This is a genomic window from Chryseobacterium sp. MYb7 (assembly GCF_002979455.1).
GTDB lineage: Bacteria > Bacteroidota > Bacteroidia > Flavobacteriales > Weeksellaceae > Chryseobacterium.
Window position 1 is genome coordinate 25,791 of record NZ_PCOU01000029.1, and the last position, 23,373, is coordinate 49,163.

At 35.8% G+C, this 23,373-nt stretch carries 27 protein-coding genes and 1 tRNA gene; 12 read left to right on the plus strand and 16 right to left on the minus strand.

Annotated elements, in window-relative coordinates; genetic code table 11:
* The 4 genes from CQ046_RS19240 to CQ046_RS19250 all read right to left on the minus strand — a co-directional run bounded on the left by CQ046_RS19240 (position 1) and on the right by CQ046_RS19250 (position 2,659).
* Complete coding sequence (locus CQ046_RS19240) at positions 1-561, minus strand: NADH-quinone oxidoreductase subunit B (RefSeq protein WP_002983540.1); 561 nt, start codon at positions 559-561, stop codon at positions 1-3.
* Between the two features lie 92 nt (positions 562-653).
* Positions 654-1,025, minus strand: a complete 372-nt coding sequence (locus tag CQ046_RS19245) for an NADH-quinone oxidoreductase subunit A (protein WP_047428392.1) — start codon at positions 1,023-1,025, stop codon at positions 654-656.
* 272 nt (positions 1,026-1,297) lie between these two features.
* Complete coding sequence (locus CQ046_RS23685; protein ID WP_165790554.1) at positions 1,298-1,474, minus strand: hypothetical protein; 177 nt, start codon at positions 1,472-1,474, stop codon at positions 1,298-1,300.
* Positions 1,475-1,528: 54 nt separating this feature from the next.
* Positions 1,529-2,659, minus strand: coding sequence for a GNAT family N-acetyltransferase (locus CQ046_RS19250; protein WP_105703838.1), 1,131 nt, complete (start codon positions 2,657-2,659; stop codon positions 1,529-1,531).
* A 105-nt stretch (positions 2,660-2,764) separates the two neighbouring features.
* On the opposite strand from CQ046_RS19250, the gene CQ046_RS19255 reads away from it, so the two are divergent.
* Positions 2,765-3,475 carry a zinc metallopeptidase gene (locus CQ046_RS19255; protein WP_185126212.1) on the plus strand — a complete coding sequence of 237 codons (711 nt, stop codon included), beginning with the start codon at positions 2,765-2,767 and terminating at the stop codon, positions 3,473-3,475.
* On the opposite strand, the gene CQ046_RS19260 is transcribed toward CQ046_RS19255, so the two are convergent.
* The 9 genes from CQ046_RS19260 to rbfA all read right to left on the minus strand — a co-directional run bounded on the left by CQ046_RS19260 (position 3,472) and on the right by rbfA (position 11,841).
* Positions 3,472-4,077, minus strand: a complete 606-nt coding sequence (locus tag CQ046_RS19260; protein WP_105703839.1) for an IMPACT family protein — start codon at positions 4,075-4,077, stop codon at positions 3,472-3,474. The genes CQ046_RS19255 and CQ046_RS19260 overlap by 4 nt on opposite strands.
* A 116-nt stretch (positions 4,078-4,193) precedes the next feature.
* A complete protein-coding gene (locus CQ046_RS19265; protein WP_105703840.1) occupies positions 4,194-4,376 on the minus strand; it encodes a bacteriocin-like protein in 183 nt (60 codons plus the stop codon).
* A 28-nt stretch (positions 4,377-4,404) separates the two neighbouring features.
* Positions 4,405-4,569 carry a bacteriocin-like protein gene (locus CQ046_RS23690; protein ID WP_165790553.1) on the minus strand — a complete coding sequence of 55 codons (165 nt, stop codon included), beginning with the start codon at positions 4,567-4,569 and terminating at the stop codon, positions 4,405-4,407.
* Positions 4,570-4,634: 65 nt separating this feature from the next.
* Positions 4,635-5,660 carry a bifunctional diaminohydroxyphosphoribosylaminopyrimidine deaminase/5-amino-6-(5-phosphoribosylamino)uracil reductase RibD gene (ribD, locus tag CQ046_RS19270; RefSeq protein WP_105703841.1) on the minus strand — a complete coding sequence of 342 codons (1,026 nt, stop codon included), beginning with the start codon at positions 5,658-5,660 and terminating at the stop codon, positions 4,635-4,637.
* Positions 5,661-5,724: 64 nt separating this feature from the next.
* Complete coding sequence (locus CQ046_RS19275; RefSeq protein WP_105703842.1) at positions 5,725-7,527, minus strand: DUF349 domain-containing protein; 1,803 nt, start codon at positions 7,525-7,527, stop codon at positions 5,725-5,727.
* A gap of 74 nt (positions 7,528-7,601) precedes the next feature.
* Entirely contained in the window at positions 7,602-8,339 is a 738-nt protein-coding gene (locus CQ046_RS19280) for a shikimate dehydrogenase family protein (RefSeq protein WP_105703843.1), read from the minus strand.
* 62 nt (positions 8,340-8,401) lie between these two features.
* A complete protein-coding gene (locus CQ046_RS19285) occupies positions 8,402-10,192 on the minus strand; it encodes an endonuclease (protein ID WP_105703844.1) in 1,791 nt (596 codons plus the stop codon).
* 80 nt (positions 10,193-10,272) lie between these two features.
* A complete protein-coding gene (locus CQ046_RS19290; RefSeq protein ID WP_105703845.1) occupies positions 10,273-11,478 on the minus strand; it encodes an ABC transporter permease in 1,206 nt (401 codons plus the stop codon).
* 3 nt (positions 11,479-11,481) lie between these two features.
* Complete coding sequence (gene rbfA, locus CQ046_RS19295; RefSeq protein WP_027373534.1) at positions 11,482-11,841, minus strand: 30S ribosome-binding factor RbfA; 360 nt, start codon at positions 11,839-11,841, stop codon at positions 11,482-11,484.
* A 94-nt stretch (positions 11,842-11,935) separates the two neighbouring features.
* Here rbfA and mce point away from each other — a divergent pair, with 94 nt between their 5' ends.
* Both mce and CQ046_RS19305 read left to right on the plus strand, forming a co-directional pair.
* A complete protein-coding gene (gene mce / locus CQ046_RS19300) occupies positions 11,936-12,334 on the plus strand; it encodes a methylmalonyl-CoA epimerase (protein ID WP_105703846.1) in 399 nt (132 codons plus the stop codon).
* Positions 12,335-12,396: 62 nt separating this feature from the next.
* Positions 12,397-12,470: transfer RNA gene (locus tag CQ046_RS19305), tRNA-Ile, on the plus strand.
* Positions 12,471-12,523: 53 nt separating this feature from the next.
* Here the strand turns inward: CQ046_RS19305 and CQ046_RS19310 are convergent.
* The gene (locus CQ046_RS19310) at positions 12,524-13,030 is read right to left on the minus strand and encodes a hypothetical protein (RefSeq protein WP_105703847.1); all 507 of its coding nucleotides are present in this window, start codon (positions 13,028-13,030) and stop codon (positions 12,524-12,526) included.
* 225 nt (positions 13,031-13,255) lie between these two features.
* On the opposite strand from CQ046_RS19310, the gene CQ046_RS19315 reads away from it, so the two are divergent.
* From CQ046_RS19315 to CQ046_RS19325, 3 genes are all read left to right on the plus strand, one after another.
* Positions 13,256-15,007 (plus strand): alkaline phosphatase D family protein, encoded by a 1,752-nt coding sequence (locus CQ046_RS19315; protein WP_105703848.1) that lies wholly within the window; start codon positions 13,256-13,258, stop codon positions 15,005-15,007.
* A 97-nt stretch (positions 15,008-15,104) separates the two neighbouring features.
* Positions 15,105-15,800, plus strand: coding sequence for a hypothetical protein (locus CQ046_RS19320; RefSeq protein ID WP_105703849.1), 696 nt, complete (start codon positions 15,105-15,107; stop codon positions 15,798-15,800).
* A gap of 130 nt (positions 15,801-15,930) precedes the next feature.
* Entirely contained in the window at positions 15,931-16,980 is a 1,050-nt protein-coding gene (locus tag CQ046_RS19325) for an MBL fold metallo-hydrolase (RefSeq protein ID WP_105703850.1), read from the plus strand.
* A gap of 81 nt (positions 16,981-17,061) precedes the next feature.
* On the opposite strand, the gene CQ046_RS19330 is transcribed toward CQ046_RS19325, so the two are convergent.
* Positions 17,062-17,901: a DUF4822 domain-containing protein gene (locus CQ046_RS19330; protein ID WP_105703851.1), complete on the minus strand. Its 840-nt coding sequence runs from the start codon at positions 17,899-17,901 to the stop codon at positions 17,062-17,064.
* Positions 17,902-18,169: 268 nt separating this feature from the next.
* On the opposite strand from CQ046_RS19330, the gene CQ046_RS19335 reads away from it, so the two are divergent.
* The 3 genes from CQ046_RS19335 (at position 18,170) to CQ046_RS19345 (ending at position 20,547) form a co-directional block, all read left to right on the plus strand.
* Positions 18,170-18,883, plus strand: coding sequence for a DUF434 domain-containing protein (locus tag CQ046_RS19335; RefSeq protein ID WP_165790555.1), 714 nt, complete (start codon positions 18,170-18,172; stop codon positions 18,881-18,883).
* Between the two features lie 2 nt (positions 18,884-18,885).
* Positions 18,886-19,536: a hypothetical protein gene (locus CQ046_RS19340; protein ID WP_105703853.1), complete on the plus strand. Its 651-nt coding sequence runs from the start codon at positions 18,886-18,888 to the stop codon at positions 19,534-19,536.
* Between the two features lie 225 nt (positions 19,537-19,761).
* On the plus strand, positions 19,762-20,547 hold the full coding sequence (locus tag CQ046_RS19345; protein ID WP_105703854.1) for a TatD family hydrolase: 786 nt from the start codon (positions 19,762-19,764) through the stop codon (positions 20,545-20,547).
* A 52-nt stretch (positions 20,548-20,599) separates the two neighbouring features.
* Here the strand turns inward: CQ046_RS19345 and deoD are convergent, their stop codons facing one another.
* Positions 20,600-21,310: a purine-nucleoside phosphorylase gene (deoD, locus tag CQ046_RS19350; protein ID WP_105703855.1), complete on the minus strand. Its 711-nt coding sequence runs from the start codon at positions 21,308-21,310 to the stop codon at positions 20,600-20,602.
* A 262-nt stretch (positions 21,311-21,572) separates the two neighbouring features.
* Between deoD and CQ046_RS19355 the strand changes: the two genes are divergently transcribed.
* From CQ046_RS19355 to CQ046_RS19365, 3 genes are all read left to right on the plus strand, one after another.
* Positions 21,573-21,965, plus strand: a complete 393-nt coding sequence (locus CQ046_RS19355) for a VOC family protein (RefSeq protein WP_105703856.1) — start codon at positions 21,573-21,575, stop codon at positions 21,963-21,965.
* A 177-nt stretch (positions 21,966-22,142) separates the two neighbouring features.
* On the plus strand, positions 22,143-22,799 hold the full coding sequence (locus CQ046_RS19360; RefSeq protein ID WP_165790556.1) for a hypothetical protein: 657 nt from the start codon (positions 22,143-22,145) through the stop codon (positions 22,797-22,799).
* Positions 22,786-23,367, plus strand: coding sequence for a DUF4919 domain-containing protein (locus tag CQ046_RS19365; protein WP_105703857.1), 582 nt, complete (start codon positions 22,786-22,788; stop codon positions 23,365-23,367). Before CQ046_RS19360 ends, CQ046_RS19365 begins: the two co-directional genes overlap by 14 nt.
* Positions 23,368-23,373 lie beyond the last annotated feature (6 nt).

Genomic DNA, 23,373 nt, shown 5'->3' on the forward strand with positions numbered 1-23,373 from the left:
TTAGTTGCTTATGTTGTAAGAATCTAATAATTTCTGATATTCAGGCATATCTCTTCTTCTGATGCTTTCGCTTTCTGCAAGAGCTTGTACCTGCATTACTCCTTCAATGATCTGTTCAGGTCTTGGAGGGCATCCGGGAACATATACGTCTACCGGAATAATTTTATCAATTCCCTGAAGTACAGAATATGTATCAAAAATACCACCGCTGGAAGCACAAGCTCCAACTGCTACCACCCATTTTGGCTCAGCCATCTGAGTGTACACTTCTTTCAGGACAGGTCCTAATTTCTTTGATATAGTTCCGCAAACCATCAGCATATCTGCTTGTCTTGGAGAGAAAGAGTTTCTTTCCATACCAAATCTTGAAGCATCATAAGTAGGGTTCAGGGTAGCCATAAACTCAATACCACAACAAGAGGTAGCAAATGGTAACGGCCAAAGTGAAAACTTTCTTGCCATCCCGATTACACTGCTCAGTTTTGTTGCGAAAAACCCTTCTCCTTCATATCCTTCGGGAGCAGGTGCATCTGTTCTTATTACTGGTTTTTTATCTGACATTTTCTTTTGTTAAATATTTAAAGACTAAAGCATTAAAATTCAATCATTGGTCATTTTAACGATTAAACTGTTCAATCTTTTAATGTTAAAATTTATTTATCCCAATCCAGCGCTCCGCGTTTCCAGACATAGAAAAACGCCACGAAGAATATCGCAACGAATGTAAGTACAGCAAGGAATCCTTCCATACCAAATTCTCTGAAGTTTACAGCGTAAGGATAAAAGAATACGATTTCAATATCGAATAGGACAAACAATACCGCAGTCAGGAAGTACTTGATAGAAAACGGTGTTCTGGCATTTCCTTCTACAGGAACTCCACATTCCCAGCTTTGGTTTTTTACAGAGTCTCCTTTTTTCTGTTGTGGACCCAAGAAATGTGCCCCAAGCAAAGAAACAGCTACAAATCCTACTGCTACACCAGCCTGGATAAGGATTGGAATATAACTTTCAGGTAAATTCATTTTTGCATTATTATCTCAATTTGCAAATTTAGCGAATAAACAAGAAAGCATGAAATTAATCAGCTTAAAAGTGGGATGAAAATGAGCTAAATCAGTAATTTAGAATCAATAAAAATTAGCATTTTGTCATTATTTTTTAAGCATATTTTTCCCCATTTTTTGTAGTAAGTACAGAGGAAAATGCTTAATGAAGTTCAATCGGGATACTTGTGATTTCTTTAATAAGGTAAGGTTTTGATTACTAGAAGGCTTGTAAACGGCTGTTTTCTTAGTTATTTCTTCATTTTTTTCAAAAGGATATAAGCCATAAATGAAATGTAACCAAAAAGAATACTGGCAAAGGTAATATTGATTACCGTATTTGTTCTGTCATCCGGTGATTGGAAAAAGAGGTTGTAACTGATAAATCCAACGATTAAAATGGCAAAAATGATGAGTTGTGGTTTCATAAAGTTCAAAAATTTAGAGTTGTAGGATTGCTTTTATATTGTATAAATGCAATATTACTTGTTCATCTCCATTGAGTATGTTCTTCTTCTCTTATGGTTCACAGGGTCGTAATCCTGCCAAAGAACCTGAACGCTTTTGTTTTCTTCCAGTTCAGGGTTGGTTTCCGCAAAATCAATTCCCATGCTGGTAAACCTTACAAAAATTTCTTTAAAAATAATAGCTGTCACTCCACGTCTTTGATATTCCGGATGAATACCGATAAGATAAAAATTGGCACGGTCATTCTTTTTTCCAGCCTGTAAAAAATGCCACCAGCCGAATGGAAATAACTTCCCTTTTGATTTCTGCAGAGCTTTAGAATAGGATGGCATTGTGATAGCAAATGAAACCAGCTGCTGATTTTCATCTACCACACAGATTACATAGTTCTTATTGATGAAAGGAAAATATTTTTCTCTGTATGTTTTGATCTGCTCATCTGAAATAGGAGTATACGTAGAAAGATGTTTATAAGTTTCATCTAAAAGCTTAAACATAGGTTCTACATAAGGAAGGATTTCTTCTTTTGATTTGAAGTTAAGAACACTCAGTTTGTATTTTTGAGCAATCAAACCGCTGAACTTTTCAACTTTTTCCGGAAGTACTTTTGGAAAATTCATTTCATATTCTACCCATTCCTTTTCTTTGGTTAAACCTAAATTTTCAAGATGTTTTGGATAATATTCATGATTGTAGATTCCAATCATCGTTGCCAGTTTATCAAATCCCATTGTCAGCATTCCTGCCTTATCAAGATTGGTGAAACCCATGGGGCCTTCAATTTTGTCAATGTTTTTTTCTTTGGCATAATCAATGGCTTTTTGAATAAGTGCCTTTGAAACTTCAGCATCATCAATAAAGTCGATCCATCCAAAACGGATTTTTTTAATTCCTAGTTCTCTTTCTTCTTTATGATTAATGATTACTGCAATTCTGCCAACCACCTTACTGTCTTTTGTTGCCAAAAACTGTCTGGATTCCGAATACTGTAAAGCCGGATTTTCTTTGGGATCCCAGATTTTCATTTCGTCTTTTATAAAGGATGGGACATAGTACGGATTATTTTTGTACAAATCCATCGGGAATTTTACGAATTGTTTGAGTTGATCGGCTGTTTTTACTTCAATAATTGAAACCTTAGACATAACTTTTGATGGTGATTTAGTGACAAATATAAATAATATTATCTTATACTTTGGCACAGTTTTTACATCATTATGGGTAAAAAGTAAACACAAAATTTATAAAAAATGATAGGTTATTATATCATTATTGGTATTTCGATGCTGGTGAGCTGGTGGGTTTCTTCCAGGTTGAAATCTAAATTTGAATATTATTCCAATGTACACCTTCGAAACGGACTTTCGGGGAAAGAAGTAGCAGAAAAAATGTTGAGAGACAACGGGATCAATGATGTTCAGGTAATATCTGTTCCCGGGCAGTTGACGGACCACTATAATCCGGCAGATAAAACAGTCAATCTTTCTGAAGGAGTTTATATGCAGAGAAATGCGGCGGCAGCGGCAGTTGCAGCTCATGAATGTGGGCACGCTGTACAACATGCGGTAGGATATTCTATGTTGAATTTACGTTCAAAACTGGTTCCTATTGTTAATATAAGTTCCAATCTGATGCAGTTTGTCCTTATTGCAGGTATTGCTGTAATGGCTGCATCAAGAACAATTGAGAATCCAAATGGAAATACTACGGTTCTTGCCATTGGGGTAGCCATGTTCGCAATGACTACGCTTTTTGCTTTTGTAACCCTTCCCGTGGAATATGATGCAAGTAACAGAGCTATGAAATGGCTTAAAGATACCGGAACTGTAACTGCGGAAGAGTTTGTAGGTGTACAGGATAGCTTAAAATGGGCAGCAAGAACGTATGTTGTTGCAGCTTTAGGTTCTCTTGCACAGCTTCTCTACTGGGGATCTTTACTTCTTGGTGGAAGAAGGGATTAATCATTAAATTCAAATGAAACATATTGCATCTCAGAAAGCTTTTCTGAGATGCTTTCTTTTTGCGCAAGTTTCAAAGAGGCTGTCAGAATGCAGTTTTCATTCGCATCGAAATTCAAAACCTTAGCGTCAAATTTTGAAAGCAGAGTGAAGATGGTGTTCTGCTGATTGAAGTTAAACTGAATCTCAACTTCAGCTTCCAGTTCTCTGGTAATGATATTAGCTTCTTCCAGTGTGATTTTTGCAGATTCCTTATAGGCCTTTACCAATCCTGAAACCCCCAGCTTGGTTCCGCCATAATAACGGACGACAATAACAAGAATATTTGTGATTTCATGAGCCAGCAGTTGGTTATAAATAGGTAATCCAGCACTTCCGGAGGGTTCACCATCATCATTGGCACGATAGTTTTCACCATTTAAACCCATTCTGAAGGCATAGCAGTGGTGTGTAGCCTTTGGATGTTCTTCTCTCACTTTCTCCAGTGCACTCTTTAATTCTTTTTCATTGGTAACCGGGTAAGCAAATCCGATAAACTTGCTTCCTTTTTCTTTTAAAAGAGTATTTTCTATGGGTTTTTCTATGGTTTTGTACTCAAACGTCATTGGAGTTCCTGCTTTGTTTATGCAAAAATATTAAATGCTTTACTATTCTGCATCATAATCATAAATTAAGCCGTCAAAATTTGACGGCTTATCTTTTTTAATGTAAAATTAATCTCTTACATTACTTCTCCGCACAGATCCATTGGGATCAGGCACATATAGCTTGTTGGACCACAGAAATCCTGAGGGCATCTGTCTCTACATCTTGTAGGCTCGCCATTAGGCAGCGTACAGGTTACAAAAATACCTCCTTTAATGGTTTTCATATTGGCTCTGGATACCTTTTTCAAATTTTTCATGATAACATTTTTTGTTTGATTGATAATATTAGCATGGGAATGTTCCTTCTACCCAAGGTGGTGGGCAGCTCATACTTGAAGGAGTTGCACAGCAGTTTTGTAATGAAGGTGGATAGTAAGAACAGCATTGAGGAGCGATACCACCCTGAACTGTTTTCAAGTCCTGTCTTGAAACTTTCTTTAGATTTTTCATAGTATTAATTTTTTTTGTAAAACTAAAGTAAAGAAATTATTTCATTTGACGGTGATAAAATGGTTTTATTTTGCTCTAAAGAATGAAATTGTATTATCTCTGAATGTTTCAGTTTTTACAGCTGTATGGTTGAATTCCGGAGCTTTTGTTCCGTTTTCAAGCTTTAGGTTTTCATTTTTAATGATCATCGCTTCATCCCAAAGTTCAGCATTGATAAACTGCTGAAGGGTAAACCGGCCGCCTTCAATAATGACAGACTGTATCTGTTCTTTATACAAAGCTTCCATAAGTTCGGGCAGGAACTTATTCTTATCGATTTTAATGAATTGAATATGTCCTTCGGTGCCTTCCTTCATAGAATTTAAAACCAAGGTTTTTGCTTCAGTATTGTAAATATTAAAATGAGAAGGAACTTTTAAATCAAAATCAATCAGAATTCTTACAGGGTTTACACCTTCAGCATTTCTTACCGTAAGACTTGGATTATCATGTAAAGCGGTTTGGGTTCCTACTAAAATAGCATGCTCGTCAGCTCTTAACTGATGAACAAACTGATTCACTAATGTATTGGAAACTGCGGTTGGTTTAAAATCTTTGTCCAGAAAACCATCACCGGATTCTGCCCATTTTAGAATGATATAAGGTCTTTTCTTTTCATGATAGGTGAAAAATCTTTTGTTCAGTTCAATACATTTTTTTTCAAGAATTCCTGAAATGGCTTCAATTCCTGCATCCTGAATAATCTTCTTTCCTTTACCATTCACTTTATCATGGGAATCCATAGCGCCAATCACTACTTTTTTAAAGCCTAATTCTTTAATCTTTAAAGCGCAAGGCGGTGTTTTTCCATAGTGGGCACATGGTTCCAAAGACACGTAGATTGTAGACTCCGGAATAAGGTCTTTATTTTTAACGGAACTGATGGCATTAATCTCTGCATGATTTTCTCCTGCTTTATGATGGTATCCTTCACCAATAATTTCTCCATTGTGTACGATCACACTTCCTACAAGAGGGTTGGGGTAAGTGTGGCCAAGGGCTTTTTGAGCCAGTTCGATACATCTTTTGATATAAAGTTCGTCGTTGTTCATATTGTATAAAAAGAAAAAGCGAAGACAAATTGCTTTGCTCCGCCTTTATTTATTTTGTTATGTATTAGTCTCCGCTGATGATCGTGTGGAGATTTTGTTTCAATGTTTCCAGATGAGCTTTTTTCTCATCAATCGTATTGTAGGTATCTCTTAAAAGAGGGTTTTCTCTTGATGGTTTGTTGAAGAAAGAAAGGTTGTTTTCCAGTTTTACGATTTCTGCTTCAAGATCTGAGATTTGATTTTTGATCTTTCTTGCTTTATCGGTAAGCTGGTTTTCAGACAGACCTTCTTCTTTCAATTCAAGTTCATTGATCTTGTTTATTTTCAATTTCTCTCTTAATGTCTTGTTGAATTCAGAGTTGATTGAAATTTTATCTCTCGGAACTTTACCGATATTATTCCAAGAAGTTTTGATCTGTTCAATTTTTTCGATGCTGCCTTCTTCATTGGAAACTTCTTTCAGTTCATCAAGAAGCGCTTTTTTGTTCTTGTAGTTTTCCTTCCAGTTGTCGGTAGAAGTATTACTTTTCTCTCTGTAGTTATTGAAAAACGCGTTACAAGCATCACGGAATTCATCCCAGATTTTATTAGTCATACTCTTTGGAACATGGCCTATTTTTTTCCAGTCTTCCTGTAGTTTTTTGAATAACGGAACGGCAATATCCCATTCTTCGTTGTTCATATTATCCTGTGCAGTCTGGATCAGTTTTAATTTTTCTTCAAGATTGGCCTGCTGAGATCCTTTCAACGATTTGTAATAGTTGTTTTTCGTTGTATTGAAACCTCTCAGGGTTGTTTTGAAATCATTCCAGTTTTGATTGGATAATTTTCTTGGTACACTTCCCGTTTTTAAGAATTCAGAACGTAGATCTTCAACTCTTTTGATGGCATTTTGCCAGTAGTTGTGATTAGGAGTTTCTGATGGCTCAGAAAGTTTCTTGATTTCAGCAATGATCTCGTTTTTCTTTTCAAGATTTACACCCTGTTCTTTTTCAATAGATGCGGAAAGTTCAGATTTTCTTTCGTGAATTTTGTTGGAAATCTCTTTGAATTCTTCCCATGTTTTCTCACGAAATTCTTCTGCTACAGGCTCAGCTTCTTCTTTCCAAAGTTTATGAAGGTACTGAAGCTCATTTAAAGCTTTCTGAATCACCGGTTCATTTTCCAGTTCTTTAGCGCGGGCAATAATATGCTCTCTTTTTTCAAGATTATGGCTGTACTCTTGCTCCAGGAATTCTTTGTTTAGATCCAGCATCTGATAAAATTGATTCAGGTGGTGAAAATAATTATTGTTAAGAATTTTGAATTCAGATTTGGCAACCTGTCCGGCTTTTGACCATTCTTCTTTAATTTCACGGATGGATTTGAAAAGGTTGATTCCCGGTTCGGAACTTGTGTATAGATTTTTAAGTCTTTCGATAATGCTTTGACGGTGCTCAAGATTTTTCTTCTGCTCTTCTTCCTGTCCTTTCTGGAAATCGTCATGCTTTTCTCTGAAAATATTAACCAAAGCAGAATATTTAGCTTGAGAAGGATGTTCATAGCTGAAGCTTTCAACAGGGTTTCCTCCTTCTATATATTCATGTTTTTTATCCTCCACTTCATCATGAATATAATGACTTGCTTTCTCTTTCAGCTGGCTGAATCTTTTGAAGTTTTCACCTGCGTTGGGAGTGTTGATGATTTTTTCCATTTCCTTTAAAGCATCAGCAAGGGAAATTTCTTCCTCTTCATGTTCTTCCACGTGCTCTGTATCCTCTTCATGTTGGTTTGCATCATGAGAAACTGCGTTTTCTGATGGGTCCTGAGATACTTCGTTAGGAATTTTCTTTTCTTCGTTTTCAGAAAGATTGTTTTCTGTAGTCATAGCAAATCTTTTATGTGAGTGGCGTTAATATCCTTTATATATAGCTTTAAGGCCAATTAAAGTACTAATTTATGTTATTTTTTTTGAAAATTCCAAATTTCCCAAGCTTTTTCTGCTTGTTGTTCAAGCATATAATATCCGTTGACTGTCTTTGCTCCTTTTTCAGAGGCATTGATGATGAATTGGGTGTAATTAGGATTGTAAATCAGATCAATAACCAGATGCTCAGAAGAAAGTCCGTCAAAAGGAAAATTAAGACAGTCTTTAACATTTGGAAAAGTACCTACTGGTGTACATTGAATGATTATTTTATGTTCTGCAACAGTTTCTTTATCCAGGTTTTCAAAGTTGATTTCAGTACTTCTGGAAATTGTTATAGAAGGAATGTTGTGTTTATCCAATGCATATTTGACAGCTTTGGCAGCCCCTCCATTTCCCAGAATAAGTGCCTTGTCCTGTGAAGGTGTTTTGTGCAAAAGCAAGGTCTTTTCAAATCCGAAAGCATCGGTATTATAACCTTTTTTTTTGCCATCCTGAATAAGAACACAATTCACAGCACCTATTTTTTCTGCTTCATCGCTTAACTCATCAAGATAATCAATTATTTTCTCTTTATAAGGAATGGTAACATTGAATCCTAGAAGTTCCGGAGAAGAAAAAAGGTTTTCCACTTCATTGATTTCTTTCAGATCAAAAATATCGTAAGAGAAGTTTTTCAGCATAAGCTTTTGAAACTTATTTTCGAAGAATTTTTTAGAAAAAGAATAAGAAATATTTCGTCCTATCAATCCTAATTTTTTATTGGAATCCATAGATCAAAAATAAAAAAAAGACCGGATAAATCCGGCCTTTGATTTGAAATATTTTTTAATAATTAATCTACAATAAATTTAGTAGAGAAATTATCTGTTTTCAGAATGTAAGTTCCTTTTACAAGACCTTTAAGGTTGATTTTATTTGAATGTCTGAAAGGATTTGAGATCGTTTCAATCAATTTTCCGGAAAGATCATAGATATCAGCTTTTGAAACTTTGCTCAGGTTTTCTCCTTTTACAAATAGCTCATTATTTCTTACCGGGTTAGGGTAGATGGTGAATTCTGATTTGTCTTTTTTAGTTTCCAAGGTTGCCAATGAAGTAGCGCACGTCCAGCTAAGGTCATCCATAGCAACTCTGTCATTGTTTGGATTTACAATTTTAATAGTAACATCACCACTTACATTTACATTTATCGGAGTTGTTGTTACGGTAGTGCTGTAAGGAATAGTTCCAACCACAACATCATTTACTAAGACATTTAGGCTGCCATTATTCCCGCTGTACTTTCTTTGGGTTGTCAATGTTAATGTCTGAACTCCTCCTGAAATAACGGAACTTGTTAAAATCCCTTTTTGAGTACAAACTGCTTTGCCATTGATGGTTTCGTCAGTTCTTGCTAATGTAGCGGTCCATGTTATATTGTTGTTTGTCCATGTTCTTGTTGCATATTGAGATGCTAATGATGATCCATCCAACATTGTGCTGAAGTCTTCAGTTCCACAGCTTCCGCCTCCTGCGGGTCCGTCAAGAGTAGTTTCAGTAGCAGTTGTGCTTTGTGGAGAAGAGTTTCCTGCAGCGTCTTTCGCAATTACATAGAATGTATATTGAGTCAATGGAGATAATCCTGATACAACAGTAGAAGTAGTTGTACCTGAAACGGTAGCTCTTAGAGTACCATTTCCATAAACCTGATAAGAAGTTACTCCTATATTGTCAGTAGCAGCTGTCCAGCTTACTGCGATAGAGTTTGAAGTAGGATTGTTGGCCACAATGTTTGTTGCAGCTGTTGGTGCCTGTGTATCTACAACCGGAGTCCCCCAGATTTGGGCAACATATTCTGGATGGTCAATAAATGGATTTCTGTTTCCCTGGTAGGTATAAGAAGCGTTGTTTCTTGCAATTTCTTCCGGAGATACAGGATCCATTGCATTCCAAGCTAAATATTGATTCAAAGCCCAAGCCTGTAGCCCTGGAAATGCTGTATTTCCAAGCATTCCCCCTGAAGTGAAACCTTGAAGTTTATCTTCATATCTTGTTACAAAATACAGGATCATTCTGGCAACGTCTCCTTTAAAAGCATCGATAGGTTCAAATACAGTACCTGAATAGCCTGGAGAAACTGAAGTACCTAGTTTAGATTGGTTCTGAGATAAATAGGAAACATTGCTTCCGACAACTCCAAATGGGTAGTCAGATCTGATTCCATTAACCTTTCCATCTACTGCACGGATAAAATGAATATCTGAAACCATTGGAGAGTCCTCATTAAATAAACTTTGAGGAATAATGTGTTCTCTATTGTAGCAACTTCCTTCACCTGAATAGTTTCCACATTGATTGGTGATGGGAGTGTAATTATAGGGATCAGGTCCATTTGGCTTTTCAGAATATATGTCTAGAATTGTACCATCATTTTCGTAAAAATAATCACGATCTGTAGTAAGATAGCCAGTCCATAAACCTCCATACCCATGATCTACATGTCCATTGGTAATAATAATTTTAAGAGCTGTTTTAAGAGCTGCTCCTGATAAACCTGCTGCTGGAGTGTAATAATCTGCTGGTGCCTGTGCAAAGCCACCAATAAATATTATACTTAACAGGAAAAAAGATAAAATTCGTTTCATTTCTTTAAAATTGGGGCGTAAAGGTACAAAAAAATGAAAACGAGATATATTAATTTAATGTAATATATAAACTTAAGATATTAGTTTTTAGTAATGTATTCTTTACTGATTTTTGAAAAGAACCATGAAATCGTGAATCCAAATAGGGAAGCAGTAAGCGCCACAATAAAGTAATTTTTCCCTACAATTTTTACCGGGAAAGGCAGAACTTCATTAGCTCTGAAGAATTCAGTATAAAGCTGGAAATAACAAAGTGCCGTTCCAAGAATCAATCCTGTGATTACTCCGGAAACAACAATTAATAATCCGGTGTAGAAGTAGGTCATTCTTAAATGGCTTAAAGGAAAGCCGAGAGATATCAAAGATTTTGCCTGTTCCTTTTTATCAAGTTGAAGAATAATGATGGCTCCGGCAAGATTAAAGGTGGTAATGAAGATTACCAACGCAAAAATCAGGTAGATGAATAGTTTTTCTGTATTGATCATTTTCCAGAAAGCAGCATTTTCTTCTTCCTTAGTTTTGATCTCTATGCTTTTTCCCAGAGAAGAAAGCAGGCTTTGCTTTACAGCATCTGCATTCTCAGGATTTTTTAATTTAATAACAATCTGGTAAGCTGATTTTTTTGGTAAGCTGAGCAATTCCTCTGTAAGTTCAATGGGAGAAATGATATAACTGTCCAATTGATCTTTTCCGGGGAAAATACCTGTTACTAAAATATCTTTTTTATTATAAATATCTTCCTCCTTATTGATGATTCCTGTTCCTGGCTTCGGCATGAATACCGTTGCATAATGATTGGAAGAATCCACAGGAATAGAAAGTCTGTTGTCCAGACTGTTTTCCATCAATACTTCATTAGAATATTTGAAACTTGGATAGGTTCCGTAAAATACTTCTTTATTGATTGGATTTACCTTGATGTAAGCAGAATCAACACCTCTTAAATAAGCAATATCACCTTTTCCGTTGAAGCTGATGTATACTTTTTCTTCAATAACACGGGAGAAGCTGCTGATTTCTTTATTACTGCCCAGCACTTTATTAACATTATCCAGATTTTTAATAGTTTTTCCGGAAACACTTTTTAAAGTAAGGTCTGCATGAAGATTTGAAATAAGGTCTTTGTTCAGGTCTTCAAGCCCTGAAAAAACGGAAATAATGACGAACATTGCAGCCACAGCAACCGTCATGGCACCTACAGACAGCCACGTAATGAACGTGACAGCAGTACTGCCTTTTTTAGCCAAAAGGTATCTGGATGCTATGTAAAATGCAATATTCTTCAAGATCTATAAAACAGGATTGTCGCCTTCGCCTCTTAATTCTCTTTCCAGTTTTTCAACATCATCAAGAGCGGTATCCAGATAAAAGTTAAGTTGTGGAATGATACGTACCTGTTTTGCCATTTTCTGGCCAATGAAGTTTCTGTACTGAGGTTTGTTTTCTTCAATCTCCTTCATCACAGCGGTGCGGAATTCCTGCGGGAAAATGCTTAAATAAATTTTAGCAATTCCTAGGTCAGCAGTTACTTTTACATCTGAAACAGATACTAATATGCTCTGTTTGCTTTCTGAAGCCTGTTTGCGGAAAAGCTCTGCGAAGTCTTCCTGAATAATCTGTGCTACTTTTCTTTGTCTGTTACTTTCCATAATTTCTGCAAATTTAGTACTTTTGTTTGAATTGATACTTTGAAATTCAACTGGAGTATCAAATTTACGATTTAATTATATCTATATAGTATTTATGAAGCTAGAACATATTGGTATTGCTGTAAAGTCTTTAGGTTTTTCTGATGAACTTTTTGCCAAATTATTAGGAAAAGAATCCTATAAAAAAGAAACTGTGGAAAGAGAAGGGGTTGTAACCTCTTTTTATGAAACAGGGGAGAGTAAAATTGAGCTTTTAGAAGCTAGTAATCCCGAAAGTCCAATCTCAAAATTCATTGATAAAAAGGGAGAAGGCATCCATCATCTGGCATTTGGAGTTGAAAATATCCTGAAAGAAGTAGAAAGATTAAAAAAAGAGGGATTTCAATTTATCTCTGAAGAACCGAAAGAAGGTGCTGATAACAAATTAGTTGTATTCCTTCATCCAAAGTCGACAAACGGTGTGCTGGTAGAACTTTGCCAAGAAAAGCAATAAAAAATTTTGTAGTGAAAGAAATTTTACTATTTTTGCAAACACAAAATTTAACCAAGTTTTGAGGTCCTATAGCTCAGTTGGTTAGAGCACCTGACTCATAATCAGGTGGTCCCTGGTTCGAGCCCAGGTGGGACCACAGAAAATCAACCGCTTACAGAAAAGGAAGCGGTTTTTTATTTTTAAACATGCCTACTTTATAATTAGGATTGGTAGATTGTAACTGTCAAACCGACTTATAATATTTAAAAGTTGATGATTATCCAAGAGAGTCACCCAACCAGTTGATCTATTTTGAAGTCCCAAACTATTTTTATCTAACGAAATTTCGCTTTCAAAGACTAATGCATCGTTGGAATATACATACATTTTACTTTGTATTGTTGAAACATCTACGTTGTTATATTTGAAATCACAATTAAGCAGATCCTGTACTAAAGCTGTATTATCAGACTTTAAAACTTTCCATTTTGGGATTGTGGGGCTTAAATTTTTTCGGTCTTCCTGGGCTAAAACAATATATACAACACTATTTTGGGAACTTTTCAGTTCCGGAAGATCTTTTAATTTAAATGTCTGGCCAGATTTTAAATTAATGGATTCAGGATCTTTTACTGATGTTAAAGATATTATCATTGGATTATATAAGAAATATCCGGTTATCAGCATGAATAGCGAAAGAATAATTTTTTTAGTCATATAGCTTGATCATCATTATTAGTGTTGTGAATGTAATAAAAAGCAGAATAACTTTTTAAAAACATTTATACAGTTTTTCATTCTTATTTTCTTAAAAAGAGACATTTTACAAAGTCTGAATTTCCTATGTATAACATTAAACATTTGTTTAAAAAACCATAAAATACATTTAAAATTTAGTTAACAGCCTTCTTCCTCGGATATCGTTGCTTTGCAAAAAAAGTAATGATGGAAAACAACAACCAATTCAACAGAAGAAGATTTCTTAAAAATTCACTATTAGCAGCCGGGGGAATTTTCATTGCTCCTCTAATTGAAAGCTGCAGCGATGATTTTACTGAAAATGGAAATGCTCCCGACGATCTTAAAAACGGAGGTTTTGAATCCGGAGTGGCAAGTTTTGATCCCAGTGCAGCAGGAATCATTATCTGGACCCGATATTCAAAAGGAACTGATGCGGAAATTACATGGGAAATCAGTAAAAACAGTAACTTTTCAGATGTGGTAAGAAGAGGTCAGGCGAATGCCACGGTAGTCAATGACTTTACAGTAGCAGTAGATGTTCAGAATATTTCTTCCAATACAAAATATTACTACAGATTTTATAACAGTAAAACAAAAGAAGTCAGCGTAACAGGAGAAACCCTTACTTTACCCTCAAAATCAGATGCAGTAAGTGAGGTGAAAATAGCAGTGGTTTCCTGTTCTAATTTTCCTGCTGGTCTTTTTAACGTGTATGGAGCCATTGCAAAATCTGAAGCTGATGTTGTAGTACATCTTGGAGACTATATTTATGAATATGCTCCGGGGCAATATGGAACAAACCCTTATACGAATCAGTTGGGAAGAACCCATCTCCCTGCAAAGGAAATTCTTAATCTCAGCGATTACAGAGAGCGATACAGGCAGTACAGAGGAGATAAAAATCTGCAGCTTCTTCACCAGAAAAAGCCGTTCATTTGTGTTTGGGATGATCATGAATTTGCCAATGATACCTATAAATCTGGAGCAGAAAACCATCAGCCTAATGAAGGAGACTTTCAGGCAAGAAAAATGGCAGCTTTTCAGGCGTACAGTGAATATATTCCCCTTAAAACAGGAAAGGATATGAGAATTTATAGAAGTTTCAACTTCGGAAATATCGTTTCTCTTTATATGATGGACACAAGAGTAATTGCCAGAGATAAGCAAATGGAGTATTCCGATTATCTGGATAACGCAGGGAATTTTAACCAGGTAAAGTTTAAGACAGACTTTTTAAGTACAAACAGAAAACTAATAGGAAGCGAGCAGATGTCATGGTTGGGTTCTCAGATCAATGGGGATACCGCAAAATGGAAAGTACTTGGACAGCAGATTTTAATGACTAAAATGATGGTTCCAGCCGAATTATTAATGCTTTTGAATCAGATTCTGGCAGAAATAAAGCAGCAGGGAAGCGCACAACCTGCCACTATGCAGGCTCTTCAGAATACCATTACACAGTTGATTATCCTAAAAACAAGATACAAACAGCAGGATCCTACTTTAACACCTCAGGAAATTGCCAGAATTACAACTACTTTACCTTACAATTTAGATGCATGGGACGGATATTTCATGGAAAGAGAGCAGCTTTACTCCATTCTTGCCGGGAAAAATGTCGTAGTATTGGCAGGGGATACCCATAATGCCTGGTTAGGAAAACTAACTGATGCTCAGGGCAAATTTATCGGAACAGAACTGGCTTGCAGTTCCGTTTCTTCTCCAGGTCTTGAAGGTTATCTGGGAATAAGCGCAGATCCTACAAAAGCAATAGAACTGGCGCAGGCATTTTCATTGCTGATTGATGATCTGGATTATGCCAATCTTTATAAAAGAGGATATCTGCATGTGAAATTTACTTCCGGAAGCTCAGTGGCAGAATGGAGATTTGTAGACAATATCATTTCTGATACCTATAATGTAAGTACAGAAAAAACCTATACAATTTCATAGTTTCAATTATCATATCTTATTTTCAATGTAGTGAAAAGAGCCATGGTGTGCCACTGTGGCTCTTTTGTATTATTTAGTTTTTTCGTATCTTGAACAGATGGGAGAGGATGTAAGAAAAGAATTTTTACCGCTGGTTTCTAAAACATGGTGGTTCATGACATGGCTGACGAGAACTTTTGGGATACTTTTATTGTTGGTGGCATTTCTGCTGGTATTGGGATTACCCATTGTATTGAGTAATAAAGTTGTATTATTTATTATTGTAGCAATACTTTATTATCCGGCTCTTGCTTTTGGCCTGTATCGCTTTATTCTTTATCAGAAGAAAATCCGAAAAAGAGTGGTCAGAAAGATCGTGGTTGATGATCTGGGTATTCATTATGAAAGAGCAGACGGAACCATAGATGAAATTCTTTACAGTAACCTTGAAAAATATTACTTTTCAGATGAATATGATGTAAGTGTGACTCCCAGAAGAAAAACTTACGTACTGCAGGTATATGAAAATGGCTCTGTAAAAGAGGTAGATTTTGACGGAATGGAGGCAGGATACAGTTCCTATATTGGAAACTTGAAAACCTTACGCAGAAGGTACATCCAGGGAATTGTGTACTTTAGACCAGACGTGCGTATCAATCCATGGGTTTATGATGTTTACTATATTAACCCTGTTGATTTTACATTCGATCATAAAAAATTTTGGATAGCATTAGGACAGACTTTTGCTATAATGATTGTATGCTGCTTAATATTAGGAGCTATTATGCTTGGATTGGTTAAATGGCTTTTTTAAGAACACTTCATTTTAAGTTTATTTTTACATCTCAAAATCTTATGCTTATATTTATTTTAAATTAAGGTTTACCAGTCCATAAAAAAGAGATTATTTCTTTATAGCTAAGGCTGGATTTAAAATTAAATGGATGAAAAATTTAAAAAAACAGCTTGGGCAGTTTCCCGATGAAAAAAGAAAAGAGTACTTCAATACACTTCCCAATTATCTCAACGGAAGATTTCAGAATATATTAGAAACACCGGCTTTATTAGAAGGCGAAAGTATGACCAAATTACTTCTTCAAAGCCTTTGTAAAGTAGAAAATACATCACCCAAAACAGCGCTTCCGTTTGTGGTGACCGATCTTAAGAATCTTCAGCCGGAAGAAAATGTTTTGGTGTGGTTTGGGCACAGCTCTTACTTCATACAGGTAGATGGGAAAAAATTTCTGATAGACCCTGTCTTCAGTGGCAATGCATCTCCAATGCCCGGTTCTATAAAAGCTTTTCAGGGAGCGGATTATTACAAACCGGAACATATGCCGGATATAGACTTTCTGCTTATCTCCCATGACCATTGGGATCATCTGGATTATAAAACCGTTCAGGAATTAAAAGATAAAACAGGCAAAGTGATCTGTGGTTTAGGAACTGGACAACACTTTGAATACTGGGGCTGGGATCTTGACAAAATCATCGAAAAAAACTGGTGGGACAGTATAGACATTGCAGAAGGTTTCAGAGTCACGCTTACTCCGGCAAGACACTTTTCCGGGAGATTATTGAACCGTAATATCTCACTCTGGACTTCCTTTGTTTTAAAAACACCTACGAAAAATCTGTTTTTAGGAGGTGACAGCGGTTATGGAAATCATTTTACAGAAATTGGAGAAAAATATGGCCCATTTGATCTAGCTATAATGGAAAACGGACAGTATAACGAAAAATGGCCTTACATTCATACTTTACCGGATCAGTTGATGACAGAAATCAAAGAATTAAAAGCCAAAAACTTTATCCCGGTACATAATTCCAAATTTAAGCTGGCTCAGCATACCTGGTATGAACCTTTAGAGTTAGCCGCGAAACATGCAGAAGAAAACAATATTTCTATAAGTCTTCCTATGATCGGAGAAAAATTAAATCTGGATCAGCTGGGAACAGTAAGCTGGAAAAAATGGTGGGAGGAATATAAGTAATAGATTCCTTTTAATTGTAAAATATAAAAAACCTGCCCATCAACTGAGCAGGTTTCTTCCTTCTTATCAAAAAAATAATCACTACAAAGGTTCCTTATGGCTAACCTTGGTATGAATAATATCGTAAAATACAGCTGGGTTAGCAGCATCAGGGGTAATTCTGTAAGTAAACGTTGTTTCATTCAAAACCAAAATATCCACAACACGGGTGAACGTAGGGGTAGTCAATGTTCTCTTTTTCCCATCCGGAGAAATAGACCACGTTCCTTCGGATCTCAATACATCATTTAAACCGAAAATTTTAAAAGTTCCGTTGGCTTTGAAGTAAGAAAATCCAACAAATCCGGCTACACTGGCATCATTTAATGCAACATTATTTCCGCTTTTATCCTTTGCGCCAGTTGTTTCCCATGGAGTAGAAGCAAGAGCAAGCTGCCCGTTCGTTGGTTCAGCATGAGAAGTTCTCGTATGGATAATATCATAATAAACAGACGGATCACTGGAGTTGGGACGGATTCTGTACGTGAATTCATTTCTGTTTAAAACAAGAATCTCCACATCACGGGTGAAAATAGTTGTTCCATCCGGATTCAATGCCGCAATAGTTCTGGTTTTTCCCTGTGCATCTACAGACCATGTTCCCATAGATCTCAGAACATCTGTAAGGTTATAAATAGCAAACTTTCCATCTGCCTTGAAATAAGCAAAACCTACATATCCGGAAACGCTGGCATCAGTAAGAGCTACATTATTTCCATTTTTATCTTTGGCTCCGGTAGTTTCCCATGGAGTAGAAGACAGTACCTGTGAGGGAGTCTGCTGTTCAAAAACAATTTCATTATCATCATTTGAACATGAAATGAAAGAAGCTGATAACAGCATTGCTGCAGACAGATAACATAATTTTTTCAGTGTATTCATAAGGGTATTTTTTAAGTCTTTACAAACTTATTCCTAATAAATATCAATGCGTTGTACGAAATATCTCTTTTGTTGTAGAAAACATAACAGATTTCTGATTAAAATGATAAAAATAATATGATTGACAAATTTAACAATCAAAGGTGTGAAATTCCCCTCCATTGGAGGGATGTCAAAAATTTTTTGAATTTTTGACGGGGGGGTCTAACATCCACAATTAAAATCAATTTCCTGCCACAGGAATCCACCAAAAATTCTATTTTTGAGTATGAATAACAGAAACCGTGGAAAAAATACCGGCGATGATACCCTGTTCGGCTCAGAGAAACAGATCAGCAAGCTAAAGTTGGCTGTTGAAGACATGTATTATCTGTTGAGTAGAGAGTACCCGGAAAAAGCGGCTTCTGATCTTGTAGGAAACAGATACAGGTTGAAAACCCGTCAAATACAAGCTTTGAGGGGAGCATCTGCATCTGCTGTACAGCTTCAAAACAGACAGATGAAACGGTTGGAAGCCACAGATTTAAAGGGGAAAACTATTTATCTTGATGGTTTTAATGTTTTGATTCTGCTGGAAAGTCTGCTTTCCGAAGCTTATATTTTTGAAGGATTGGATGGCTGTATTCGTGACCTTTCAGGTGTACATGGAACTTATAAAAGAGTTAATCAAACCTTAAGAGCAGTGGAACTCGTTGCTTCTTTTTATCAGAAAAATCAAATTAATCAATTGGTATGGATCTTTGATAAACCGGTTTCCAACAGCGGAAGAATTAAACAGATTATTCTTGAATTTGCCGAACAGCACCAACTCAATTGGCAAGCAGATCTCCAGTACAATCCGGATAAATTTCTGGCAGAAAGCTCAGCACTTATTGTCTCTTCTGATGCATGGATTTTGGATCACTGTAAAGAATGGTTTAATCTGATCGGATATTTGATCACAGAAGAAAATCTTCCCGTTAATCTGATCAAAACGAAATAAATATGAATCTGTTTGAACCCTATATTCCCATGTTTTCTGAAAAATGGAAAGGCCAATACAAGGCTATTCTCGTACAAGAACATCTGGCCAATCTGGAGAAAAATATTCATAGGTTTAAGGAGGAAGCCTTAGAATGGAATTTCCCCTATTTTAATGAAGAAATAAAGATCAACAGACAGGAAAGTTTTGAAAAATTTATTACGATTTTTGAAAGTAGCGATTCAGATGAGGTAAAATCCAGACTTTTAGAAGCCATTTCAATTGATCATTGGCTGAATATTTTAGGACAACGGCTGACCTCAGCAAGTATCCGTGATGAAAAAGCAATTCCACCTTTGAAAGCAACGTTGATCAATGCGTGTCAGGAACCCTTCAACAATGAAATTACCATTGCACAGAGAGCCTGGGAAAAGCATATTGGAAGAATAGATGATGATTTCTGGGGAGAAATAAAAGGAAATAACCAGCAGAAACAGGAAAAAGTAATGGCAAAAATCAATAATATTCTTGAAAATAAAACATGGTGGAATGTTTTCTTCCATTACAAACACGAACTGGTGTTTGAAGTCCGCGAAAAAGAAGGCCATGGAATCCGTTGGAGCCATGGAGGAACAAAACTGATTGGTTTTCTGGAAAAATTCATCAATGAATAAGTAATCCACAAACATCTGCCTCATTTGTAAAATCTGAGGGAAAATAAAAACTTTCGCAATTTCACCCATTTGTCTTTTCAGCTTTTTTCTCCTACGTAAAAACATTGCGTACCAAACTTCTACTTTTGCAGCGATAAATAGAAGCTATAAATCAATCAGAACAGAATATTATCAGCTTCCATTTTATATTTAGAAATAACATTTAATAAAAAAGTAAAAAAACAAATGAACACTTACATTGATATTGGCATTAATCTGACCAATAAACAGTTCTATAATGAACACGAAGAAATTATCAACCGAGCCTTAGATCATGGTGTTGAACATATGATTCTCACAGGAACCAGCATCAGAGGAAGCAAAGAATCAGCGGAAATTGCAGAAGAATATCCAGAAATTTTATTTTCAACAGCGGGAATTCATCCCCATGATGCCAAATCTTTTAATGAACAAAGCATCAGCGAACTCAGGAAGCTATTGAAACAGGATCACGTAATCTCAGTAGGAGAGTGCGGCCTTGACTTTGATCGGGATTTTTCTCCAAGACCTATTCAGGAAAAATGTTATCAGGCACAGCTGGAGCTTGCCATAGAAGTGAATAAACCCCTTTTTCTTCATGAAAGATCAGCATTTAAAAGGTTTAATGAAATCACAGATGACTTTCTTTCAAAGTTACCTGAAGCCGTAGTACATTGTTTTACTGGAACATTGAACGAAGCAAAAATTTATCTGGATAAAGGATTTTATTTAGGATTTACAGGATCCATCAGTGATGAAAAAAGATTTAAACATCTCGAAGACGTTATAAAATACGTACCTCTCGACAGAATGATGATTGAAACTGACGCCCCTTTTATGCTTCCGAAAAATATGCCCAGAACGCAGAACAGGCGAAATGAACCATCCTTTTTACCTTATGTAGCACAAACCATTGCGCATCTGAAGAAGATCAGCATCTCTGAAGTGGCAGACGAAACTACAGAAACGGCCAGAAATTTTTTCAGACTATAAAAAAGAGCTCTACTGATAAAGTAAAGCTCTTTTTTTATAATGAATATGTTTCTTACAAACTCTTTATTGCCGATTCCAAAGCCAGTTCCATCATTGGATTCAAAGCTGTTTCTCTTTCATCAGCAGAGATTTTTTCGTGTGTAGGGATAATATCCGTTACCGTAAGAATAGTTGCTGCATTTTTTCCTAAATACTGAGCATTGGCAAATAAACCAAAAGCTTCCATTTCTACTGCAGGACAGTTGTATTTTGTAGCAATTTCCGGAGTATTAGGATCTTTTCTGTAGAAAATATCACTACTGTGGATGTTGATTGCTTTAGCATTTAAAGATAAATCTTTAGCGGTTTCATTAATAGTGTTAAAGATATTCCCCTGGTGAGAAAGGATTTCATCTTCAATTCCCCATGCATATTTGGCATAAGTACTTTCGCTGGCCGCTTTATCGATATTTAAGATATCAAAAAGTTGAAGATCCGTATTGTAAGCACCACAAGTCCCGATTCTGATGATTGTATCTACTTCATATTCCGTAAACAACTCAAAAGAATAGATTCCGATACTTGGGAAACCCATTCCACTCGCTCCTACAGTAATTTCTTTCCCTTTATAAAGACCTGTATAATAAAAAATACCTCTGGTTTTGCTTACCAGTTTTGCATTTTCTAAATAATTTTCAGCAATATACTGTGCACGAAGCGGATCCCCCGGCTGCAATACTACTTTAGCAATTTCTCCTTTTTTTGCACTGATGTGAATACTCATAATGTTTTTTTGAATGGAGCAAAGATAATAACTTTTAGTTTGTTCCGGTTATTGCGATAATAGAAACAATGAAGCTATCTCTTGTTAATAGAATGTATAAAATATTATTAATAAATATTTTAAATGAAATTTTAGATAAAGTATTTTGTATGAATCAAAAAAATAAGTTGGTAAATACAGAACAACAAAAGAATAATGTGGAGCAGGTATTGTGAAAGCAGCCCGGCTACTTTTGCAGAAGTAAATATTTAAAATTTTAAAAATGAAAATTGAACATATTGCCATTTGGGTGAAAGATCTTGAAAAATCCAAAGAATTTTATCAGAAATACTTCGGAGCGGTTTCCAATGAAAAATACCATAATCCTGTTAAAAACTTTCAATCCTATTTTTTAAGTTTTGAGAATGGCTGCCGGCTTGAGATCATGACCAGACCGGATATCAAAGAAAGTGAAAACTCTTACGAATCCCAGCAGTACGGGATTATTCATCTTGCATTTTCCGTAGAGAATAAACAAAAAGTGGATGAACTTACGGAAGTATTGAGAAAAGACGGATATACAGTGGCTGGAGAACCTCGTACAACAGGAGACGGATATTATGAAAGCATAATCCTTGATCCCGAAAATAATATCATTGAAATCGTATCGCAGTAAGTTATTGCGAGGAGCTTTAGCGACGAAGCAATCTATTATTTTCTTGCGCCTTAAAAACAGGATAATACATTTCGAATTTGCGTCCTTGCATTTTCCAACACTTTAACTCCATATTTAACACGAATCTTCTTCACAAAAATTTTATTCTCAACGAAATAATTTTATTTTTGTTAGATCATGGAAACCAAGTCACCGTTTTTAGACACGATCTTTTTGCTTCGTAAGGAAGAATGCATTACTCTTTTTTCAAGCTTACAGCAAATTTCCCCTCAGGAAGAGGCGGAAGCAGGAGATTATTTTGAAACAGAATTCGAAAAAGAACGACTTGAGTTTTTGTCAGACCAATTATCCTGCAACAAAGAGACTGCTGTTTGGGCAGCAAAAGTTTTTTACCACAGCGCACAGCTTTACCTAATCAGAGAAAATACAGTAAAAAATATTGAAAATCTTATTCCCGGATTCAAAGGAACTCGGGATATTTCTTCTATCTTATCCGCAGATTTGTCACTGAGATTTTTACCACAGGTCATCGTTGCTTTAAATACGGTTGATCCTGAAGATCCATTGATTGCCATGCTGGAAAATATTCTGATGCAGTTTCACTATTCGGGAATAGGGTATGATCTTGATCTGAAGAACGTGAACTGGAAGGAAGAATTAAAAGACAGTACTTACAGAAAACTATATCTGGAAAGAATTGTCGAAAAAAGAGATTATAAACTGGCGGAAATTCCGTTGATTAATAAACTACTGACAGCCGAATTTGGAATGCACAAAAACGTATTCTGGAGAGAACTAAAAACTATAACCGAAGATAACAATGAAAATGTATGAGAAAGTATTTGAATTTTTAACCGACCCTACAAAAGAAACATTCCTGAAATGCCGTGAACTGGTGATCAATGATCCAGAATATGATCCTTATTCTGAAGATATTGAAAACATACAGGATTTACTCAATGAAGGAAAATTTGAAGAGGTTATACGGTATACCAATGTCAATATTCTACTGAGTCCAAGAGCCCATATCTATAAATATTTTGCTTACAAAGAATTGGGTGATGAAAAAGGAAGGAGTATTGAAATGACAATAGCACAGCTTATTTTTGAATGCCTTGAAAAAACAGGAAGCGGAACAAAAGATTCTCCTTATATTATCACCAGGATTTCTGATGAAAGAGATTTAGTAAGACATCATCTCAATAAACAGGATGTTTCACAAAACCTGATCAAGGACGGAGATAAAATCATGGATGCACTTACACTGGAGGACGGAACGCAATTGTATTTCGATATCAAAGTGCCTTATCAGAGACTTGCTTTTTCATTCAGCAAAAGAAACGAACAGGCAGAAAATAAAGAAGAAGAGAAGCCTCAGAAGAAAAAGTGGTGGAAATTTTAATTTTTT